The organism is Microvirgula curvata (assembly GCF_054781615.1).
Window position 1 is genome coordinate 1 of sequence record NZ_BAAGUB010000003.1, and the last position, 17,838, is coordinate 17,838.

Annotated in this window: 17 protein-coding genes; 6 read left to right on the forward strand and 11 right to left on the reverse strand. The window is 66.0% G+C overall.

The window, feature by feature from the left end; translation table 11 throughout:
• Positions 1–418: two-partner secretion domain-containing protein (locus tag ACYVG8_RS00235; protein ID WP_460744878.1), on the reverse strand; the 418-nt coding region annotated here is incomplete at its 3' end.
• A gap of 149 nt (positions 419–567) precedes the next feature.
• Positions 568–2,250, reverse strand: a complete 1,683-nt coding sequence (locus ACYVG8_RS00240; RefSeq protein ID WP_460744879.1) for a ShlB/FhaC/HecB family hemolysin secretion/activation protein — start codon at positions 2,248–2,250, stop codon at positions 568–570.
• A 274-nt stretch (positions 2,251–2,524) separates the two neighbouring features.
• Here ACYVG8_RS00240 and ACYVG8_RS00245 point away from each other — a divergent pair, with 274 nt between their 5' ends.
• Both ACYVG8_RS00245 and ACYVG8_RS00250 read left to right on the forward strand, forming a co-directional pair.
• The gene (locus ACYVG8_RS00245; protein WP_028497814.1) at positions 2,525–2,791 is read left to right on the forward strand and encodes a hypothetical protein; all 267 of its coding nucleotides are present in this window, start codon (positions 2,525–2,527) and stop codon (positions 2,789–2,791) included.
• A 38-nt stretch (positions 2,792–2,829) separates the two neighbouring features.
• Positions 2,830–3,180 (forward strand): tRNA-binding protein, encoded by a 351-nt coding sequence (locus ACYVG8_RS00250; protein ID WP_028497813.1) that lies wholly within the window; start codon positions 2,830–2,832, stop codon positions 3,178–3,180.
• 77 nt (positions 3,181–3,257) lie between these two features.
• Here ACYVG8_RS00250 and ACYVG8_RS00255 read toward each other — a convergent pair whose 3' ends face one another.
• From ACYVG8_RS00255 to ACYVG8_RS00265, 3 genes are all read right to left on the reverse strand, one after another.
• Positions 3,258–4,490 (reverse strand): autotransporter outer membrane beta-barrel domain-containing protein, encoded by a 1,233-nt coding sequence (locus ACYVG8_RS00255; RefSeq protein WP_460744953.1) that lies wholly within the window; start codon positions 4,488–4,490, stop codon positions 3,258–3,260.
• Positions 4,475–5,053: a hypothetical protein gene (locus ACYVG8_RS00260; protein WP_146745014.1), complete on the reverse strand. Its 579-nt coding sequence runs from the start codon at positions 5,051–5,053 to the stop codon at positions 4,475–4,477. Before ACYVG8_RS00260 ends, ACYVG8_RS00255 begins: the two co-directional genes overlap by 16 nt.
• Before the next feature lie 67 nt (positions 5,054–5,120).
• Positions 5,121–6,491 carry a sigma-54 interaction domain-containing protein gene (locus ACYVG8_RS00265; RefSeq protein WP_112692111.1) on the reverse strand — a complete coding sequence of 457 codons (1,371 nt, stop codon included), beginning with the start codon at positions 6,489–6,491 and terminating at the stop codon, positions 5,121–5,123.
• A gap of 229 nt (positions 6,492–6,720) precedes the next feature.
• Here ACYVG8_RS00265 and ddaH point away from each other — a divergent pair, with 229 nt between their 5' ends.
• Together ddaH and ACYVG8_RS00275 are read left to right on the forward strand one after the other, a co-directional pair.
• Positions 6,721–7,485, forward strand: coding sequence for a dimethylargininase (gene ddaH / locus ACYVG8_RS00270; protein ID WP_028497809.1), 765 nt, complete (start codon positions 6,721–6,723; stop codon positions 7,483–7,485).
• 209 nt (positions 7,486–7,694) lie between these two features.
• Positions 7,695–9,110 (forward strand): basic amino acid/polyamine antiporter, encoded by a 1,416-nt coding sequence (locus ACYVG8_RS00275; protein ID WP_036384720.1) that lies wholly within the window; start codon positions 7,695–7,697, stop codon positions 9,108–9,110.
• Here the strand turns inward: ACYVG8_RS00275 and recR are convergent.
• Genes recR through dnaX form a run of 4 tightly spaced genes read right to left on the reverse strand, consistent with a single transcriptional unit; the run spans position 9,107 to position 12,556 of the window.
• The gene (gene recR, locus ACYVG8_RS00280; RefSeq protein ID WP_028497807.1) at positions 9,107–9,709 is read right to left on the reverse strand and encodes a recombination mediator RecR; all 603 of its coding nucleotides are present in this window, start codon (positions 9,707–9,709) and stop codon (positions 9,107–9,109) included. The genes ACYVG8_RS00275 and recR overlap by 4 nt on opposite strands.
• Positions 9,710–9,721: 12 nt before the next feature.
• Positions 9,722–10,123: a GFA family protein gene (locus tag ACYVG8_RS00285; protein ID WP_028497806.1), complete on the reverse strand. Its 402-nt coding sequence runs from the start codon at positions 10,121–10,123 to the stop codon at positions 9,722–9,724.
• A gap of 27 nt (positions 10,124–10,150) precedes the next feature.
• On the reverse strand, positions 10,151–10,477 hold the full coding sequence (locus tag ACYVG8_RS00290) for a YbaB/EbfC family nucleoid-associated protein (RefSeq protein WP_028497805.1): 327 nt from the start codon (positions 10,475–10,477) through the stop codon (positions 10,151–10,153).
• 3 nt (positions 10,478–10,480) lie between these two features.
• On the reverse strand, positions 10,481–12,556 hold the full coding sequence (dnaX, locus tag ACYVG8_RS00295) for a DNA polymerase III subunit gamma/tau (protein WP_460744880.1): 2,076 nt from the start codon (positions 12,554–12,556) through the stop codon (positions 10,481–10,483).
• Between the two features lie 135 nt (positions 12,557–12,691).
• On the opposite strand from dnaX, the gene ACYVG8_RS00300 reads away from it, so the two are divergent.
• Positions 12,692–14,068 carry an FAD-binding oxidoreductase gene (locus tag ACYVG8_RS00300; protein WP_036384717.1) on the forward strand — a complete coding sequence of 459 codons (1,377 nt, stop codon included), beginning with the start codon at positions 12,692–12,694 and terminating at the stop codon, positions 14,066–14,068.
• A 23-nt stretch (positions 14,069–14,091) separates the two neighbouring features.
• On the opposite strand, the gene ACYVG8_RS00305 is transcribed toward ACYVG8_RS00300, so the two are convergent.
• A complete protein-coding gene (locus ACYVG8_RS00305; protein ID WP_211249582.1) occupies positions 14,092–14,607 on the reverse strand; it encodes a GNAT family N-acetyltransferase in 516 nt (171 codons plus the stop codon).
• Complete coding sequence (gene uvrB / locus ACYVG8_RS00310; RefSeq protein WP_028497801.1) at positions 14,591–16,594, reverse strand: excinuclease ABC subunit UvrB; 2,004 nt, start codon at positions 16,592–16,594, stop codon at positions 14,591–14,593. Before uvrB ends, ACYVG8_RS00305 begins: the two co-directional genes overlap by 17 nt.
• Before the next feature lie 225 nt (positions 16,595–16,819).
• On the opposite strand from uvrB, the gene ACYVG8_RS00315 reads away from it, so the two are divergent.
• A complete protein-coding gene (locus ACYVG8_RS00315; RefSeq protein WP_107889463.1) occupies positions 16,820–17,692 on the forward strand; it encodes a D-alanyl-D-alanine carboxypeptidase family protein in 873 nt (290 codons plus the stop codon).
• Positions 17,693–17,838: the final 146 nt, after the last annotated feature.

A 17,838-nucleotide genomic window follows, 5' to 3' on the forward strand; every position in this document is an offset into this window, starting at 1 on the left:
CGGACGGGTTGGCGACGATGACGTCGGCGCGCGGACCGGCCACTTCCAGCAGGCCGCGCAGCAGGCTGGGCTGGCTGCTGTTGACCTCGTTGATGATCAGCCTGGCACTGCCGTTGGCCAGGGCCGGATTGCTGCGCACCCAGCCGCCAAGCTCGGTCTGCACATCGTGGCGGGCGTTGTTGAGGATGGCGCCGCGCGGGCCGACGTCGAACTGGCGGTAATGGTTGTGCGAAACGCCAGCGGCGTTGGGGGTCTGGATGTCGACCTGCGGCAGGCCGCTGGCGGTGCGCTGCACCACCGGCTGCTGCGTGCTCGCGGCCCCCGGATCGGCGACGATGCCGTCCGCGCCGGCGCCGGCAGCCAGCAGGAACAGCAGCGGAAGCAGCAGGGACGGCACGCAGCGGCGGACGAGGGGCATGGTGACGGCGCGGGACGGGTTGGACTCCGTCACGCTACGCGGCACAGGCGCGCATGCCATCTGCCGGATTCCCGAGTTGAAACGGGAAGCCGCTGATTATTTGCTGGTTTTTACTGTGAAGAGACTCAGAGAAAGACGATTTATCCGGCTCAGAAACTGCTGTTGATGCTGAAACCGCCCGTGGTGCTGGCGGTCCGGAACCCGGTCGGCTTGCGCAGCGGCCAGCCGGCGAACAGGTCCCAGTTCAGCCGGCTGCTGCCACCGCGCCAGCCGATGACCGCACCGCTCAGTTCCCGGCCCAGCAGCCGCCGGGCGGACGGGCCGCCGACGCGGCCATGGTCGAGACCGAGATAGAGCTCCTGGCTGCCGCCGCCGGGGCTCAGGCCAAGCTCGTTGCGGATCAGCCAGCCCCGCTCGCCGGTCAGCGACAGTTCGCCATCGAAGCCACGCACGCTGTAGCGCCCGCCAATGGCAAAACGGTCCTGCGGCGTCAGCGCGACATCGCTCCACTGCCCGCGCAGCGTGCCGGCATAGCGCCAGCGTTGTCCCGGCCACGAAAACGGCAGGGTCAGGCCAAGGTCGGCGCGCAGGAAACCGCCGCGCGCATCCTCCTCGCCCAGCCTCTGCCCCGGTGCCGGCAAGGCATTGAACGCGCCCGTGCCGCGCCGCCAGGTCAGTGTGCCTTCCAGCAGGCTGCCGGCCAGATGCACCCGCTGGCCCAGTGACAGTTCCCAGCCCGCGGTGCGGCGGCGTTGCGATGCCATCGCGTTGTCGTCGACGTGGTTGCTCGACTGCCGTCGCCAGCCGCGCAATGCCAGGGTGGTCTTGCGTTCGGCGCTGCGCAACAGCACCCGGGACAGGCTGAGCTGGGCGTTGCGGCTGTTGCCACGGTACACCCGGCCGGGAACCGGGCTGGCCACGGTCTGGAAATAGTCGTAGTCGCTGGCATTGGCACCGAGCAACCAGTAACCGAAAGGCAGGGAATAATGGACCGCACTGTTGCGCGTACCGTGGCGCGGCCCGCCGTCGCCGCCGAGGCTGCGGCCGGTGCTGAAATAGAACAGGTCGCTGAGGGTCAGCAGATTGTCGATCGACAGCGTCACCGTGCCCTGGTAGCGGCCGGTCGAGCGCGAGCCGCCATCGTCGGCGGACAGGGTCAGCCGGTACGGAAAGGCCTCGTTGCCGCCGAGTACCAGGTCGCTGATGCCGGGTTGCTCGGCCGGCTCGATGCGCAGCGCGGCTTCGGTCGACGGTACGCGCTTGAGGTTTTCCAGCCCCTGCTCGATATCGCGCAGGTTCAGCAGGTCTCCGGGGCGGACCGGAATCGCATTGCGATGCGCCGGGCGCAGGCGGGAAGCGGTCTCGTCGCGGATGGCGCGCAGGCGGCCGGGCAGCACGGTCAGTGTCAGGATTCCCGTATCCAGATGCTGGGCACCGACCAGCACCCGGGTGGTGACATAGCCGTCGCTCGCGATCGCCTGCTGTACCCGGCGGGCGGCGGCAGCGATGCCCAGCGCGCCGAGGCAGCGACCAGCAGGATCGCCGATGGCCGCCAGTGCCCGCCGGAAGCGTTCGGCCTGTTCGCCGTCGAGGCGGACGGTGTGAATGGGAAAGCACGGGGTTTCGTCCGCCGGCCAGTCGGCCCCTCCTCCCGTTTCCGGGGGCGGCAGGCGCAGCGCGGGGAGGGCCTCCAGCCGTTCACGCTGCGCCTTTTCCCGTTCCTGCTGACGAATCAGTTCCTGATCCGGGGTGTCGGCAAGGCTGACGGGCGGCAGTTGCGCCAGCCCCAGGGCCAGGCTGGTGGTCACGAGGCGGCGGAGAAGGAACGACATGTCATCGCGGGCAAGGAGGTCGCAGGAGCCCGTACGCTACGCGGCCAGGCTGGCACTGACATCGCGACGAATCTTTAATTTCATACGGAAAAAACTGATTTTTTACGGCTTGCCAGGCAGGATAAAGAAGGAAAGAAACCCTGCTCCCCGCTTGGCCCAACCCCGGATTCCGGACTTTTTCCCACGACTGTTTCCCGAGCCATCGATGACCCGGGGCTTACAAAAATTGCCCGCGCGGGGCAGACTGGGGCCCATGACCGCACGCTGGATAAAAATGCGTCATCAGCTGGAAGTCCGCTCGCTGATTACCAACAAGACCCACCAGGGCGAATGTACGCATCTGTCGGTCGAGGGCATGGTCTTTCTGGCTGACTTCGTGCCCCAGCATGCGGAGCGGCTGGAGGTCACCATGCTGCCAGCCGATATCGGCGCCTACCGCGCCACGCCATTCGTCGCCGAGACCGAGGTCCGGCACTGCTACCGGCACACGGATGGCGAACGTTATGAAATCGGCGTGGTCATCCGGGAACGCAAGCGCTGACGCGTGTCCCGGCGAGCACGCCCATGCAAGGACACCTCATGAGCGCTCCCGTCAAACCGGTCGTCACCCTGGACGATCTGGACAAACTCGATATCCGTCTCGGCCAGATTCTTGCCGTCGACGATGTGCCGCGCAGCGACAAGCTGGTGCAACTGACCGTCGACTTCGGCGATTTCCAGCGCACCATCCTGTCCGGCATGAAGCAGGAACGCGATCCGCAGGAGATTGTCGGCAAGCAGGCGCTGTTCGTGGTCAATCTCGCACCGCGCAAACTGTCCGGCGTGGTGTCGGAAGGCATGGTGTTCGACATCGGCTTTGCCGATGGCGTCGCCAAACCGGCGCTGGCCCAGCCCGAACACCCCCTGCCGAACGGCTCGCGCGCAGGCTAGCGCAGCCTCGCACCCGACAAAAAGCCACGGGTTTTCGCCCGTGGCTTTTCTGTTGCTGATGAAGCGGGAAGCCGGACTCAGAACATCCAGCGCGCCTTGACCGAAGCGGTCTGGTTGGTGAAGCCCTCGCGGAACTCGATGTCGTAGCGTGCCGACAGTTCCAGCGTGTCGTTGACCCTGTTCACCAGCCCCAGCCCGCCGCGACCCAGCCACTTGCTCGGCTCGATGCCCTTGGTCGTGAACGCGGCCGACGGCGTGCCGGCAAAGGCGGCGACAATGCTCGACTGCTTGCCGAGGAAATCGTAACCGGCGCCGATGTTCGCCACCAGCGTCGTGCGCTCGTTCAGTATCTGCGACAGCTTGCCGTCCACGCCGACGATCAGTTCCTCGGCCCGGTTGCTGTCCACGTTCAGGTTCAGCGCATCGGCGCCGGTTTCGCGGTAGCCCTGGTCGCGGATCACCGCGTAGTCGGCGCGCAGCGACGGGGTGAACGAGGTGCGCTCGCCCAGCGCCAGGGTATGGGCCACCGCCACGCCAAGACGGCTGGCTTCGTTCAGCCCGGTGTCGGCCCCGACCACCATGCCGTAGGTTCTGGCCGTGTAGCCGCTGGCACCGTTGCTGTCGGCCTGATCGGCCCAGCTGCCGAGCGGCCTGGCCCAGACCCGGCGGTCGGTAAAGAACTCGTCGCCGGACGAGCGGCCGTGCTGGCCTTCCTGACGCGCCTGCACCACGCGGTTGGTGCCGTGCAGCGCGCCGCTGGTCGCCTGGGATGCGCCAGCGGTCAGCAGCGGCAGGGTCTGGCTGACGGCGTTCGATACTTCGCGCTCGCTGCCGAGCTGGCCCAGTGCGGTGATCACGGTCCCCATGTCACCGCCGGCATTGCCGCCAGCGATCAGGCGGTCAAAGACCCGGGCAGCCCCCGGGGCCGGGCTGTTGCCATTGCTGATGGCGGCCTGGCTGGCGCTGGTGCTCTGGCTCTTGACGATCTCGAGGTCGATGCGGCCGCCTTCCCCGCTGTTGATGGCCAGGCTCCTGAAGTCGAACAGGGCGCTGTTGTCAGTGACTTTGCTGAAGTTGCCACTGAGGCCGGCTCCGGCCGTGACCACGCCGACGAGCTTCTGGCCGACGGCGAGGGTGTTGGCGGTCTTGACGTCGACATCGGTGCTGCCGGCGAAGCTGACGACACCGTCCACGGCCAGCTGGCTGTAACCGCCGGTCAGGCTGCTCTGGGCGGCAATGCGCAGCACGCCGGTCCCGGTCTGGGTAAAGTTGCCGGCGACATAGCCGGTATCTTTCAGCCCCAGGTCGATGGTGCCGGCGTTAGGGAGGCAAACCCGCCGGTCTCCCCGGCGGCAAAGACGTTGATGACACCACCGCTGGCGTTGAGCAGGCTGCCCCCCGTGGAAATGGTCTCGGCCTCGATGCCCCGCACCCGGATGTCGCCATTGTTGCCGCTGTTGGTGGCCGTGCCGGTAATCAGGCCATTGTTGACCAGCTGGCCGGAAATCGTGACGCTGTAGATGCCGTCGGCAACGGCCAGACCTTGTCCGGCGCTATTGGCCGCACTGGCAGACATGTTCCGGTTCTTGGTCAGCGTGCCGGAAAGATCGCCATCGATGTAAATGCCGTAGGCCTTGGCCCATTGCCCCGTCTGATTGGCCGACCCCGCGCGGATAGCGCCGGCATTGGTCAGGGTGCCGGCCAGATTCCGGGTGACCCGGATGCCGTAGTTGGTGTCCTCGACCATCAATGAGGCATCAATGATGCCGTTGTTGAGCAAGGTCTTGCCGACGCCAAGATCGGTGGCGAACTGGACCGCCGCCGGCTGGTCCTGCTGTTCCACCCCCGAACCGGCGCCGGTCGTTCTGAGCAAATCCGGGACGGAATTACCTTTTTGTCATCGCAGCGCCGGATCTGGCCGCAGGATAAAACCCTCTCCGTCAGGCCTGCAGCCCCAGCCGCTGCATGCGCCCGATCAGGGTAGTGCGCGGCAGTCCCAGCGCCGCTGCCGCCCGGGCCGCATTGCCGCCATGCGTCGCCAGCGCCTGGGCGATCCACTGTCGTTCGGCCTCCTCCAGCCGGTGGTGCAGGTCGCCGTCGACCGGCAGGACCGGCGGCAGTGCCGGCGACTCGCCGTCGTCCGGCAGCGAGATCCGCTCCAGCACTGCCCCCTGCCCGCCATGCAGCAGCAGGCTGCGGCGGATGGCGTTTTCCAGCTCACGGACATTGCCGGGCCATGGCAGCCGCTGCAGCTGCGCCAGCGCCGCATCGCCCAGCGCGGTCACGTTCGGGTTCAGTTCGGCCGCATCGCGGCGGACGAAGGCGTGTGCCAGCAGCGCGATGTCGTCACGGCGCTCGCGCAGCGGCGGAATATGCAGGCAGCCGACATTGAGCCGGTAGTACAGGTCCTCGCGCAGGCGGCCATCGGCGATCGCCTCGCGCGGTCGCTGGTTCAGCGCTGCAATCAGCCGCACATTGGCATGCTGGGCCAGCTGGCTGCCCAGCGGCAGATAACTGCCGTCCTGCAGCACGCGCAACAGCTTGCTCTGCAGCGACTGCGGCATCGAGTTGATTTCGTCCAGGAACAGGGTGCCGCCATCAGCCAGGGCGAACATGCCCTTGCGGTTTTCCGCACCGGTAAACGCGCCACGCGTGGTGCCGAACAGCGTGCTTTCCAGCAGGGTTTCCGGAATGGCGGCGCAGTTCAGGCTGATCATCGGCCGCGCGCTGCGGCGGCTCATCGCATGCGCGCGCCGCGCAAACAGTTCCTTGCCGGTTCCGGTCTCGCCATGGATCAGCAACGGCAGGTCGGTCACGGCGAAGATGTCCAGCGCCGCCAGTTGCCGCTGCATGGCCGGGTCACGGGTCAGGATGTCCGGTGGCGGGGTATGCCGCGCCGCGCCGTCACTCGGCATTTCCGATACCGTACGGCCGACTTCCATCGCGCCGATCAGCTCACCGTCGCGATCCAGCAGCGGGAAGGCACGGTGCAGGTAATGGACCGGTTGCCCGCCGGCGCCGTGGTAGGCCTGATAGGCATCGACCAGCGGCACCCGCTCGCGCAGGCAGCGCAGCAGCGTGCTGTCATCGGCATCCAGCCACGGCGTGATCTCCAGTACATGGCAACCGATCATCTGCTGCGGGTCGGTGCCGTCCAGCAGGGCACTGGCGTGGTTGTAGTAAACGAAGCGGCCCTGGGTATCGACGATGGTGACCGGCTGATCAAGCCCGTCCAGACCGGTCCGGACGCAGTCAACCAGCCATTGCAGCGATTCGGCAACACGGAATGTCGCGTGGTCGTCGGTTGTCATCACAATCCCTTGTTCTGTCTGAGTCGCAGGACCGTCGAAATATGGACATTCGTCCATTTCTCGACAAACGATCCCATTTTACCTGCTTCGGCCAGCCTGAATATGGCAAAAAACAGCGAAAAACACCGCATTTTCCATTTTTCAGCGTCTGAAATTCCAGAAAACCAGGCACGCACCTTGCTAAGTAACAGGCAGACACTCCCGATTACCAAACGGAAAGGACTCCACCATGTTCAAGCACATCATTGCCCGCACTCCCTGCCGCGCGCTGGTCGACGGACTGAGCTCCAGCCATCTGGGCAAGCCGATCTATGAAAAGGCGCTCGAACAGCACAATGCCTATATCCGGGCGCTGCAAACCTGCGAGGTGGACATCACGCTGCTGCCGGCGGATGAACGCTTTCCGGACTCGGTCTTTGTCGAAGACCCGGTACTGTGCACACCGCATTGCGCCATCATCACCCGCCCGGGCGCCGAAACCCGGCGTGAGGAAACCGAGATCATCGTCGAGACCATCGAACGCTTCTATCCGGGCAAGGTCGAGCGCATCACGGCACCGGGCACGGTCGAAGCCGGCGACATCATGATGGTCGGCAGCCACTTCTATATCGGCCAGTCGGCACGGACCAATGCCGAAGGCGCCCGGCAGATGATCGCCATCCTCGAACGCCACGGCATGACCGGTTCGGTGGTGAAACTGGAAAAAGTGCTGCACCTGAAGACCGGCCTCGCCTATCTGGAGCACAACAATCTGCTGGCCTGCGGCGAGTTCATCACCAAGCCGGAATTCCAGTCGTTCAACATCATCGAGATTCCGGAAGAAGAGTCGTATGCAGCCAACTGCATCTGGGTCAACGAACGCGTGATCATGCCTTCCGGCTACCCGGTCACCCGCGACAAGATCGCCAAACTCGGCTACCAGGTGATCGAAGTCGACACGTCCGAATACCGCAAGGTGGACGGCGGGGTGAGCTGCATGTCGCTGCGCTTCTGAACCGGCATGTCCGGCGGGCACCGGTAGCCGGGGGGCAACGGTGCCTGTCCGACGGGGTGCGGGGCTGGCAGGCAGTTTCTCCGCTGCCTTCCGGCTCCGCCCGCCCCTGCAGTGGCGGGCAGACCCCGCTTCGCTCATCCGTCCTGCATGATGCAGGCGGGTGAGCAAACCGGCCCGGGCAATCCCGGGCCTTTTCGGTGGAGCGCACAATGACAAACGCAACACGACTCGGCCTGCCCGCACTGACGGCGCTGGTGGTGGGCGGCATTATCGGCAGCGGCATATTCAGCCTGCCGCAGAACATGGCCGAAGGGGCTGGCGCTGGCGCCATCCTGATTGCCTGGGCCATCACCTTCGTCGGCATGCTGACGCTGACGCGGATCTTCCAGTGGCTGTCGACATCGCGTCCGGATATCGACGACGGGGTCTATGGCTATGCGCGCGAGGGTTTCGGCCGCTATCTGGGCTTCAATGCCGCCTGGGGCTACTGGATTTCGGCCTGGATCGGCAGTACCGGCTATCTGGTGGTCATGTTCAGCGCACTCGGCTCGTTCGCCGCGCTGAGCTTCTTCGGCGACGGCACCACGCTGCCGGCCCTGCTGTGCGAACTGGCCGTGCTGTGGCTGGTCCACTCCTTCGTGCTGCGCGGTGTGCAGAGCGCGGCGCTGACCAACTTCGTGGTCACGGTGGCCAAGATCGTGCCGATCGGCCTGTTCATTGTCTGTGCCGCCCTGATGTTCCGCGTCGATGTGTTCCGCATCGATTTCTGGGGCAGCGCGGCACTGGGCAGCGTGACCGACCAGGTGAAGAACACCATGCTGTATACGGTGTGGGTGTTCCTCGGCATCGAGAGCGCCACGGTCTATGCGTCCCGGGCGCGCAATATGGTCGACGTCAGCCGGGCAACCTTCCTCGGTTTCATCATCACCATGCTGTTGCTGGTCTGCGTGTCGGTGCTGTCGCTGGGCATCGTGCCGCAGCATGAACTGGCGGCGATGAAGAATCCGTCGATGGCGCAGGTGCTGGCAGCGGCCGTCGGACCGTGGGGCGCGGCGCTGATCAATATCGGCCTGATCGTCTCGGTGGCTGGCGCCCTGCTGGCCTGGACCATGCTGGCGGCGGAAATGCTGTACCTGGCCAGCCGGGGCGAGCGCAATACTGCGCCGTCGCTGTTCGGTCGCGTCAACGCCCGCGGTACGCCGGCACCGGCACTGTGGCTGACCAATGTACTGGTTTCCGGTCTGCTGCTGATCGCCTATCTGAATGCGTCCGGCTACAACGCACTGATCCAGCTGGCCACGTCGATGGCGCTGATCCCGTATCTGCTGTGTGCGGGCTTCTCGCTGCAACAGGCCATGCACGCGCCGCAGCCGTCCACCGCCCGTATCGGTCTGACCGCGCTGGGCTCGGCTTACGGGGTATGGCTGATCTATGCCGCCGGGCTGAAGTTCCTGCTGCTGTCGATGATCCTGTATGCACCGGGGCTGCTGTTCTTCCTGTGGGCGCGGCGTGAACGCGGCGAACCGGTGTTCGCCAACCGGGGCGAGCAACTGGCAGCCGGTGTGGTACTGGTGCTGGCGGTGACGGCGGTCGTCGCCATGCTCAGCGGCAAGCTGGCGCTTTAATCCTTGATCCCGCGCCGCTCGTACAGTGCCTGTGCGAGCGTGCCGGGATCGACGTATTCAAGCTCGCCGCCGACCGGCAGGCCACGGGCAATGCGCGTCAGCGTCAGCCCGCGATCCTTCAGCAAGGTGTGCAGCACATGCGCTGTCGCCTCGCCCTCGGCGGTGAAATTGGTCGCCAGCACCACTTCCGATACCGTGCCGTCCAGCGCCCGCCGCGCCAGCTGTTCCAGCGGCAGGTCGCGCGCGGTCAGGCCGTCCAGCGGCGATACCCGCCCCATCAGCACGAAGTACAGGCCGTCGTAGCTGCGGGTCTGTTCAATCATCATTTCATCAGCCGGCATCTCGACGATGCACAGCAGGTCCTGGCGCCGCTGCGGATCGGCACAGACTCCGCACAGCTCGCTTTCGCTGAAGGTATTGCAGCGGGCGCAGTGCTTCAGATGGCTGCGCGCATGGTCGATGGCGCGGGCAAGCCGGTCGGCGCCGGCGGTGTCGCGCTGCATCAGGTGATAGGCCATGCGCTGCGCCGACTTCGGGCCGACACCGGGCAGGACACGCAGCGCGGTGATCAGCGAATCGAGCGAGGGAGGATTTTTCATGCAGTCGGGGGGTCAGTCGTCGAGCTCGCCGTGCAGGCTGCGCGGCAGGGCATCGTCGATATGGAAACCGGGAATGGCGCTGGCGGTCCACACATGGACCTGCGCCGCAATGGCTTCCGGATGGTCCAGCGTGGCAACGCTGACTTCGAAATAGTCGCCGTCGAGCGGCTCGAAGAACAGGCTCGAACCGCAGGTCGGACAGAAATGCCGCCACGCACGTGCCGATGAGCGGTAACGGGCAGTCTGCCCGTCCACGCTCACCGCCTCGCGCGGGAACGAGACGCCGAAATACACCGGCGCCCCGGTCGCCCGCTGGCAGGTGCGACAGTAGCAATAGCCTGCCTTCAGCGGCTGGCCGTGACACTGGTAGCGAACCGCGCCGCACAGGCAGCGGCCCTGAAGACAGTCATCCATCGCGCGCCCTCCGGGCAGCCGGATCACTCAGAACGGCAGCTTCATCCCTGCCGGCAGATTCAGGCCTTGCGAGAAGCCGCCCATTTTTTCCTGGGTGGTGGTGTCAATGCGACGGTTCGCGTCATTGACGGCGGCAGCGACCAGGTCTTCCAGCATTTCCTTGTCGTCCATCACGCTGTCGTCGATCTGCACGCGCTTGACGTCGTGGTTGCAGGTCATGGTGATCTTGACCATGCCGGCGCCGGACTGGCCTTCCACCTCGATGGTGGCCAGCTCGTCCTGGGCCTTCTTCATGTTTTCCTGCATTTGCTGCGCCTGCTTCATCAGGCCTGCAATACCGTTCTTGCCGAACATGGCTTACTCCTCAATCGGTTGAATGGATTCGGGCACGAGCGTGGCGTTGAATTCCCGCATCAGCTCGGCCACTTTCGGGTCGCTATCGATGGCGGCGCGCGCGGCGGCAAGTTTTTCGCCCTGCACCCGTGCACGCTGCATCAGATGGGTTTCGCCAGCCACTTCGCCGATCTCGACATCGATCTGCACCGGCTGGCAGAAGTGATCGGCCAGCGCGCTGGCCAGTTGCTGCTGGTAATCGTGTCCGGACACGAAGCGGTGGGCAGACGGCACGCGCAAGGCAAAGCGGGTACCGTCCAGCCCGGCGCACTCGGCGTTCTGCGCCAGCATGCGCGCCTTCGCGCCCAGTCCTTCCTTCAACTGGTCGACCAGCGCAATCCAGTCGCCGTCGAACGACAGCGGCGAATCGGCGCCGACCGGCGCGATAACCGGCGCTACGGCCGGCACGCCAGCGTCGGCGGCAGGCGGCAGTACCGCCGCTTCCGGTTCCGGAGCAGGTTCCGCGGCAACGGCGGCGGGCGGTTCGCCAAACATGTCGTCGTGCGCTTCGGCCTCGGCCACGGTCAGCCCGTCGGGCTGCGCACCGTCGTCGGCCACTGCGGCCGGCTCGACCGGCGACGGCGCCTCGACGACCGGCGTCGGCTGATCGGCTACGGCATCGGCGACCGGTGCGTCGTCCCAGGGCGGCACGACAGCCGCTTCCGGTACAGGCGGCGGTTTCGCCACAAGCTCGGGCGCCGGTACCGGCTCGGGTTCAGGCGGTGGCGTGTCGTCGGGTGGTGGCGTTGGCGCAGCCGGGCGCGGCGCGACCCGGGTCGCCGGCGCGGGTGGCGGGGTCGCCGGTCCGCGCTTGAGGAATTTTTCCAGTGCGGCACGCGCCGCAGCCGGACCGGTGCCGCCCGCAGGCGGCGGGGAGGACGGCCGTTCGACGGCAGGACGCGCGGCAGCGGCGGGTGCCGGACTGGCCGGGGCAGCGGCTTCGGCCACCGGCGCATGCGCCGGGTGGAAGGCCAGCATGCGCAGCAGCGTCATGTTGAAGCCGAGCTGCTCGTCCGGTGCCAGCGGCAGGTCGCGACGGCCCTGGGTGGCAATCTGGTAATACAGCTGGACGTCTTCCGCCGCCAGGGTCTGCGCCAGTGCCAGCAGCGCCTCGTGGTCGGGGTCGTCCTCGGCCAGTGCCTGCGGTACGGTCTGCGCCAGCGAGATCTGGTAGAACAGGCAGGCGAGTTCTTCCAGCGCGGCATCGAAACCGACGCCGCGCTGCGCCAGTTCGCTGGCTTCGGCCAGCAGGGCCGCGCCATCGGCATCGGCCAGCGCCGCGATCAGCGCGAACAGGTAGCGGCGGTCAACGGCCCCGAGCATGGCGCGCACGCCGGCTTCCTGCACTTCGCCAAGGCCATAGGCGATCGCCTGGTCGAGCAGCGACAGCGCGTCGCGCATCGAGCCATTGGCCGCCCGGCCGAGCAGCGTCAGCGCGCCGGGCTCGTACGGCACCTGCTCGGTTTCGAGCACATGGGCCAGGTGGCCGGACACCTGCGGCGGTGTCATGTTGCGCAGGCTGAACTGCAGGCAGCGCGACAGCACCGTCACCGGCACCTTTTGCGGGTCGGTGGTGGCCAGAATGAATTTGACGTGCGCCGGCGGTTCTTCCAGCGTCTTCAGCATGGCGTTGAACGCCGACTTCGACAGCATGTGCACTTCGTCGATGATGTACACCTTGTAGCGGCCGGCGGTCGGCGTGTACTGGGCGTTCTCGATGACTTCGCGGATGTTGTCGATGCCGGTATTGCTGGCCGCGTCGATTTCGAGCAGGTCGACGAAGCGGCCGGCGTCGATCTGGCGACAGGCCGCGCATTCGCCGCACGGCTCGGCGCCAACGCCGCGTTCGCAGTTCAGGCTCTTGGCCAGAATGCGGGCGATGGTGGTCTTGCCGACCCCGCGCGTGCCGGTCAGCAGATAGGCGTGGTGCAGGCGTTCGCCGGCCAGCGCATTGCCAAGCGCACGCACGACGTGCTCCTGGCCGACCAGATCGGCAAAGCGTTTCGGACGCCACTTGCGGGCAAGGACTTGATAGCTCATAGGTAGCGGATTCTATCTTAGGTTGCCGGACAACTCATAAAGGGATGCTGCAAAAAGCCGGAGGGGGGCGTAGTCTTTTTTGCATAAAAACCGACTGCAACCGATCCGGAACGGATCCCGGGAGAAGAAACTGCAATGATTCCTGCCGCCGCACTGGCCGAGCTGTCGTCGCTGCTTGGCGACCGCCTGTCCACCACCCGCAGCGTCTGCGACCAGCATGGCCGCGACGAATCCCCCTACCCGGCCATGCCGCCCGACGCGGTCGCCTTCGCCGACAGTACCGACGAGGTCGCCCGCATCGTGCAGGTTTGCGCCCGCCACCGCGTGCCGGTCATCCCGTATGGCGCCGGCTCGTCGATCGAGGGCCATCTGCTCGCCATCCGGGGCGGGCTCAGCCTCGACCTGTCGCGCATGACCCGCATCATCGCCATCGACGCCGACGACCTGACCGCCACGGTCGAGGCCGGCGTGACCCGCGAGGCGCTGAACGACGCGCTGCGCCACAGCGGGCTGTTCTTTCCGATCGACCCCGGCGCCAACGCCAGCCTGGGCGGCATGAGCGCCACCCGCGCGTCCGGCACCAATGCCGTTCGCTACGGCACCATGCGCGAGAACGTGCTGGCGCTGACCGTGGTCACCGCCGCCGGCAAGGTCATCCATACCGGGACGCGGGCGCGCAAATCGTCGGCCGGCTATGACCTGACCCGGGCCTTCGTCGGCTCGGAAGGCACGCTGGGCGTCATGACGGAAATCACCGTGCGCCTGCATCCGCAGCCGATGGCGGTATCGGCGGCGGTCGCCACCTTCGACAGCGTCGCCGACGCCGTGAATACCGTGATCCGCACCATCCAGTACGGGATTCCGGTCGCACGGGTCGAGTTCATGGATATCCAGGCCGTCCGTGCGGTCAACGCCTACTCGAAGCTGTCGCTGCGCGAGGCGCCGACGCTGCTGTTCGAGTTCCACGGCAGCGAGGCCGGTGTGGCCGAGCAGGCGGAGACCGTGCAGGCCATCGCACACGAGTTTGGCGGCACCGATTTCGAGTGGGCCAGCCGCCAGGAAGACCGCAGCCGGCTGTGGGCGGCGCGGCACAAGGCCTATTTTGCCTCGCTGCAGCTGCAGCCGGGCTCGACCTGCGTGACCACCGATGTCTGCGTACCGATTTCCCGGCTGGCCGAATGCGTGACTGCCACCTGTGCCGATATCGACGCGTCCGGCATCCTGGCCACCGTGCTCGGCCATGTCGGCGACGGCAATTTCCACGTGCTGCTGCTGGTCGACCCCGCCGACCCGCAATCGCGCGAACGCGCCGAAGCCGTGAATGCCCGCATCGTGCGCCGTGCGCTGGACATGGACGGCACCTGCACCGGCGAGCACGGCGTCGGCCTGCACAAGATGGACTTCATGCGTGCCGAGCATGGCGAGGACGCGCTGGACATGATGCGCGCGCTGAAACGCGCCTTCGACCCGCAAAACCTGATGAACCCGGGCAAAATCGTCACGCTGGACTAGCACCGGGCGCCGGCACGGGATCGCTACAGCAGCAATTGCATCTCGTGCCACGCCATGCCGCCATGCAACGACGGCGACGGTCGCACATACGCATAGCCGAGTTTTTCGTACAACGGCACGTGCCGCTCGCGGCACATCAGCTGGATCGAGGTCTTGCGCCACTGCCGTGCGCGTTCGACAAAGGCGCGCATCAGGGCGCCGGCCAGCCCTCTGCCCTGCCAGTCCGGATGAACGACCACGGACAGGATCACCAGATGGGCGCCGTCCGGGTCGTGGCCGACCAGTTCCTTGAACGCCTCGTCCTCCATTTCCACCACGTCGGCCGCACCGGCGTTGATGAAGCCGGCGACCTCGCCGTCCATCTCGGCCACCAGGAAGGCCTGCGGAAAGGTCTCGATGCGGATGCGGATCTTGTCGCGGGTGGCGGCTTCGTCGCCCTCATAGGATTCGGTCTCGATCCGGTAGCAACGGTCGAGATCCCGCGCCTCGACCTGGCGGATGCGGCAGGCGTCGCCTGCCCGCTCATTCTTCGTCGACAAACAACTGCTCCTTCAGTGAACGCAGGGTATCGCGCAGACGGGCTGCTTCCTCGAACCGCAGGTCGCGGGCCGCTGCCATCATGTCTTTCTCGGTGGTCTTGATCAGCTTGGCCAGCTGCTTTTCGTCATGCAGCTTCGGCGCGGCCTTCGCCTTCGGGTCATTGTGATAGACGCCGTCGATAATGTCCTTGATGCGCTTCTGCACCCCGCGCGGCACGATGCCGTTGGCCAGGTTGAACGCCGTCTGTTTGGTGCGGCGGCGGTCGGTCTCGCCGATCGCGCGCTCCATCGACGGCGTGATCCGGTCCGCATACAGAATGGCGAGGCCGTGCAGGTTGCGCGCCGCGCGGCCGATGGTCTGGATCAGCGACCGCTCGCTGCGCAGGAAGCCTTCCTTGTCGGCGTCGAGGATGGCGACAAGGCTGACTTCCGGGATATCCAGCCCCTCGCGCAGCAGGTTGATGCCGACCAGCACGTCGAACACGCCGAGACGCAGGTCGCGGATGATCTCCACCCGCTCCACGGTGTCGATGTCCGAGTGCAGGTAGCGCACCTTGATCCCGTGTTCGGTGTAGTAATCGGCCAGTTGTTCCGACATGCGCTTGGTCAGCGTGGTCACCAGCACCCGCTCGCCCTTGGCCACGCGCAGGGTGATTTCGCTCATCAGGTCGTCAACCTGGGTCGCCACCGGCCGCACGCTGATCAGCGGGTCGACCAGCCCGGTCGGCCGCACCACCTGTTCGACCACCTGCCCGGCATGGTCGGCCTCGTACGGACCCGGCGTGGCCGACACGAAGATGGTCTGCGGCATCAGTTGCTCGAATTCCTCGAACTTCAGCGGCCGGTTGTCGAGCGCGGAAGGCAGGCGGAAGCCGTAGTCGACCAGGTTTTCCTTGCGCGCCCGGTCGCCGCGATACATGCCGCCGACCTGCGGCACGGTCACGTGGCTTTCGTCGATGATCATCAGCGCGTTTTCCGGCAGATAGTCGATCAGCGTCGGCGGCGCCTCGCCCGGCAGCTTGCCGGAGAAGTGGCGCGAGTAGTTCTCGATGCCCTTGCAGAAGCCCATCTCGTACAGCATTTCCAGGTCGAAGCGGGTGCGCTGCTCGATGCGCTGCGCCTCGACCAGCTTGCCCTCGCGCTCGAAGCGGCTGCGCCGCTCGGTCAGCTCTTCCTTGATGGTTTCGCACGCGCGCAGCACGGTCTCGCGCGGTGTCACGTAGTGGCTGGACGGGAACACGGTAAAGCGGCCGACCCGGCTGTGGATGCGCCCGGTCAGCGGGTCGAACAGCTGCAGCGTCTCGACCTCGTCGTCGAACAGGCCGATACGCAGCGCCAGCTCGGCACTTTCGGCCGGGAACACGTCGATGATGTCGCCGCGCACGCGGAAGGTGCCACGGGTGAAATCGACCTCGTTGCGATCGTACTGCATCACGGCGAGGCGGGCGATGATGTCGCGCTGCGGGCAGCGGTCGCCTTCCTTCAGATGCAGGATCATCTTGTGGTAGTCGGACGGGTCGCCGATACCGTAGATCGCGCTGACTGTCGCCACGATGATACAGTCCGGCCGCTCCAGCAGCGCCTTGGTCGCCGACAGCCGCATCTGTTCGATATGCTCGTTGATCTGCGAATCCTTTTCGATGAAAAGGTCGCGGCTCGGCACATACGCTTCCGGCTGGTAATAGTCGTAGTAACTGACGAAATACTCGATGGCATTCTCGGGAAAGAACTCGCGCATTTCGGCATACAGCTGCGCGGCCAGCGTCTTGTTCGGCGCCATGACAATGGCCGGCCTGCCGGTGCGGGCGATGACGTTGGCCATGGTGTAGGTCTTGCCCGAACCGGTTACGCCAAGCAGCGTCTGGTAGGCCAGCCCGTCGTCCAGCCCGTCGATCAGCTTTTCAATCGCGGCCGGCTGGTCGCCGGCCGGCGGAAACGGCTGGTGCAACTGGTACGGGGAGCCCGGAAAGGTGACGACATCGGCCATGTGATCGCCTATGAATCAAAGAATAAGAAGGAAATTGTAGGCGTATGCCGCCCCTCGCGGCGAGCCCGACCCGGAATTTACAATTTTTCGATTCGGAACCACCTGTGCTTGCGTTTAAAATCGGAGCCTTCGCCAACCAGGGAAACCCTTACGGCCTTTGACGATGCCGTCTGCCGGGCGGCGGACGCATCGCATGCGACAGGCTCTCGAGGGAGGAAACAATAAATGCTGCCCCGCTTTCTCATTTCCGGATTGACCGCCGCCGTGCTGGCGCTCAGTCCGATGCTGCCCGCCGCCGCCGAGCAACTGCGCGTCGCGTCGCTGGACAGCCTGGAGTCGGCTCCCGTGCTGCACTCCAACGCCGTGCTGATCATCAATGCACAGACCGGCGTTCCGGTATTCAGCAAGAATGCCGACAAATTGTCGTCCATCGCCTCGATCACCAAACTGATGACCGCCATGGTCGCCCTGGACAGCAATCCGGATCTGGACGCCGCGCTGACCATCAGCGACGACGAGGTCGACCGGCTCAAGCGCACCACGTCCCGCCTGCCGGTCGGCACCACGCTGACCCGCCGCGAAATGCTGCTGCTGGCGCTGATGTCCAGCGAGAACCGCGCCGCCCACGTGCTGGCCCGCTCGGCCCTGCCCGGCGGCACCGGCATCTTCGTGTCCCGCATGAACCAGAAGGCGCGCCAGCTCGGCATGACCCATACCCGCTTCTACGACCCGACCGGGCTGAACAGCGGCAATGTGTCCACCGCGCAGGACCTGGCCAAGATGGTGGCGGCGGCCTACCGCTATCCGCTGATCCGCCAGTTCACCACCACGCAGGAACATGACGTCTACGTGAAAACCCGCCTCACGCACTACAAGAACAGCAATGCGCTGGTGCGCGAGGGCGAATGGCAGATCGGGCTGTCCAAGACCGGCTACATCCAGGAAGCGGGCCGTTGCCTGGTCATGCACGCCATGGTCGGCACCACGCCGCTGATCATGGTATTCCTCGACGCCGGCGGTTCGGCCGCACGCACCAACGACGCGCGCGCCATCCGCACCTGGCTCGAAGGCCATCCGGGGACGTGGCTGGCCGGTTGAGGCTACCCCCATCGGCGCCCGGAACACCGTGGCGCCATTCCATGCCCGGCAAACACCAGGGGGCGCCAGACACGGCAGCCCCCTGTTCGATTCCGGTGCTCGCCCTGTCTCGCTGCGGCAAGCGAATCCCGCTTCGCTCGTCCATG

Excerpts from the sequence above, each read along its gene's own strand:
- ACYVG8_RS00265 (WP_112692111.1), bottom strand. The coding sequence starts at position 6,491 with ATGACAACCGACGACCACGCGACATTCCGTGTTGCCGAATCGCTGCAA.
- ACYVG8_RS00240 (WP_460744879.1), bottom strand. The coding sequence starts at position 2,250 with ATGTCGTTCCTTCTCCGCCGCCTCGTGACCACCAGCCTGGCCCTGGGG.
- ACYVG8_RS00315 (WP_107889463.1), top strand. The coding sequence starts at position 16,820 with ATGCTGCCCCGCTTTCTCATTTCCGGATTGACCGCCGCCGTGCTGGCG.
- ACYVG8_RS00250 (WP_028497813.1), top strand. The coding sequence starts at position 2,830 with ATGAGCGCTCCCGTCAAACCGGTCGTCACCCTGGACGATCTGGACAAA.
- ACYVG8_RS00290 (WP_028497805.1), bottom strand. The coding sequence starts at position 10,477 with ATGTTCGGCAAGAACGGTATTGCAGGCCTGATGAAGCAGGCGCAGCAA.
- ACYVG8_RS00245 (WP_028497814.1), top strand. The coding sequence starts at position 2,525 with ATGCGTCATCAGCTGGAAGTCCGCTCGCTGATTACCAACAAGACCCAC.
- dnaX (WP_460744880.1), bottom strand. The coding sequence starts at position 12,556 with ATGAGCTATCAAGTCCTTGCCCGCAAGTGGCGTCCGAAACGCTTTGCC.
- ACYVG8_RS00275 (WP_036384720.1), top strand. The coding sequence starts at position 7,695 with ATGACAAACGCAACACGACTCGGCCTGCCCGCACTGACGGCGCTGGTG.
- ACYVG8_RS00285 (WP_028497806.1), bottom strand. The coding sequence starts at position 10,123 with ATGGATGACTGTCTTCAGGGCCGCTGCCTGTGCGGCGCGGTTCGCTAC.
- recR (WP_028497807.1), bottom strand. The coding sequence starts at position 9,709 with ATGAAAAATCCTCCCTCGCTCGATTCGCTGATCACCGCGCTGCGTGTC.
- ddaH (WP_028497809.1), top strand. The coding sequence starts at position 6,721 with ATGTTCAAGCACATCATTGCCCGCACTCCCTGCCGCGCGCTGGTCGAC.
- uvrB (WP_028497801.1), bottom strand. The coding sequence starts at position 16,594 with ATGGCCGATGTCGTCACCTTTCCGGGCTCCCCGTACCAGTTGCACCAG.
- ACYVG8_RS00300 (WP_036384717.1), top strand. The coding sequence starts at position 12,692 with ATGATTCCTGCCGCCGCACTGGCCGAGCTGTCGTCGCTGCTTGGCGAC.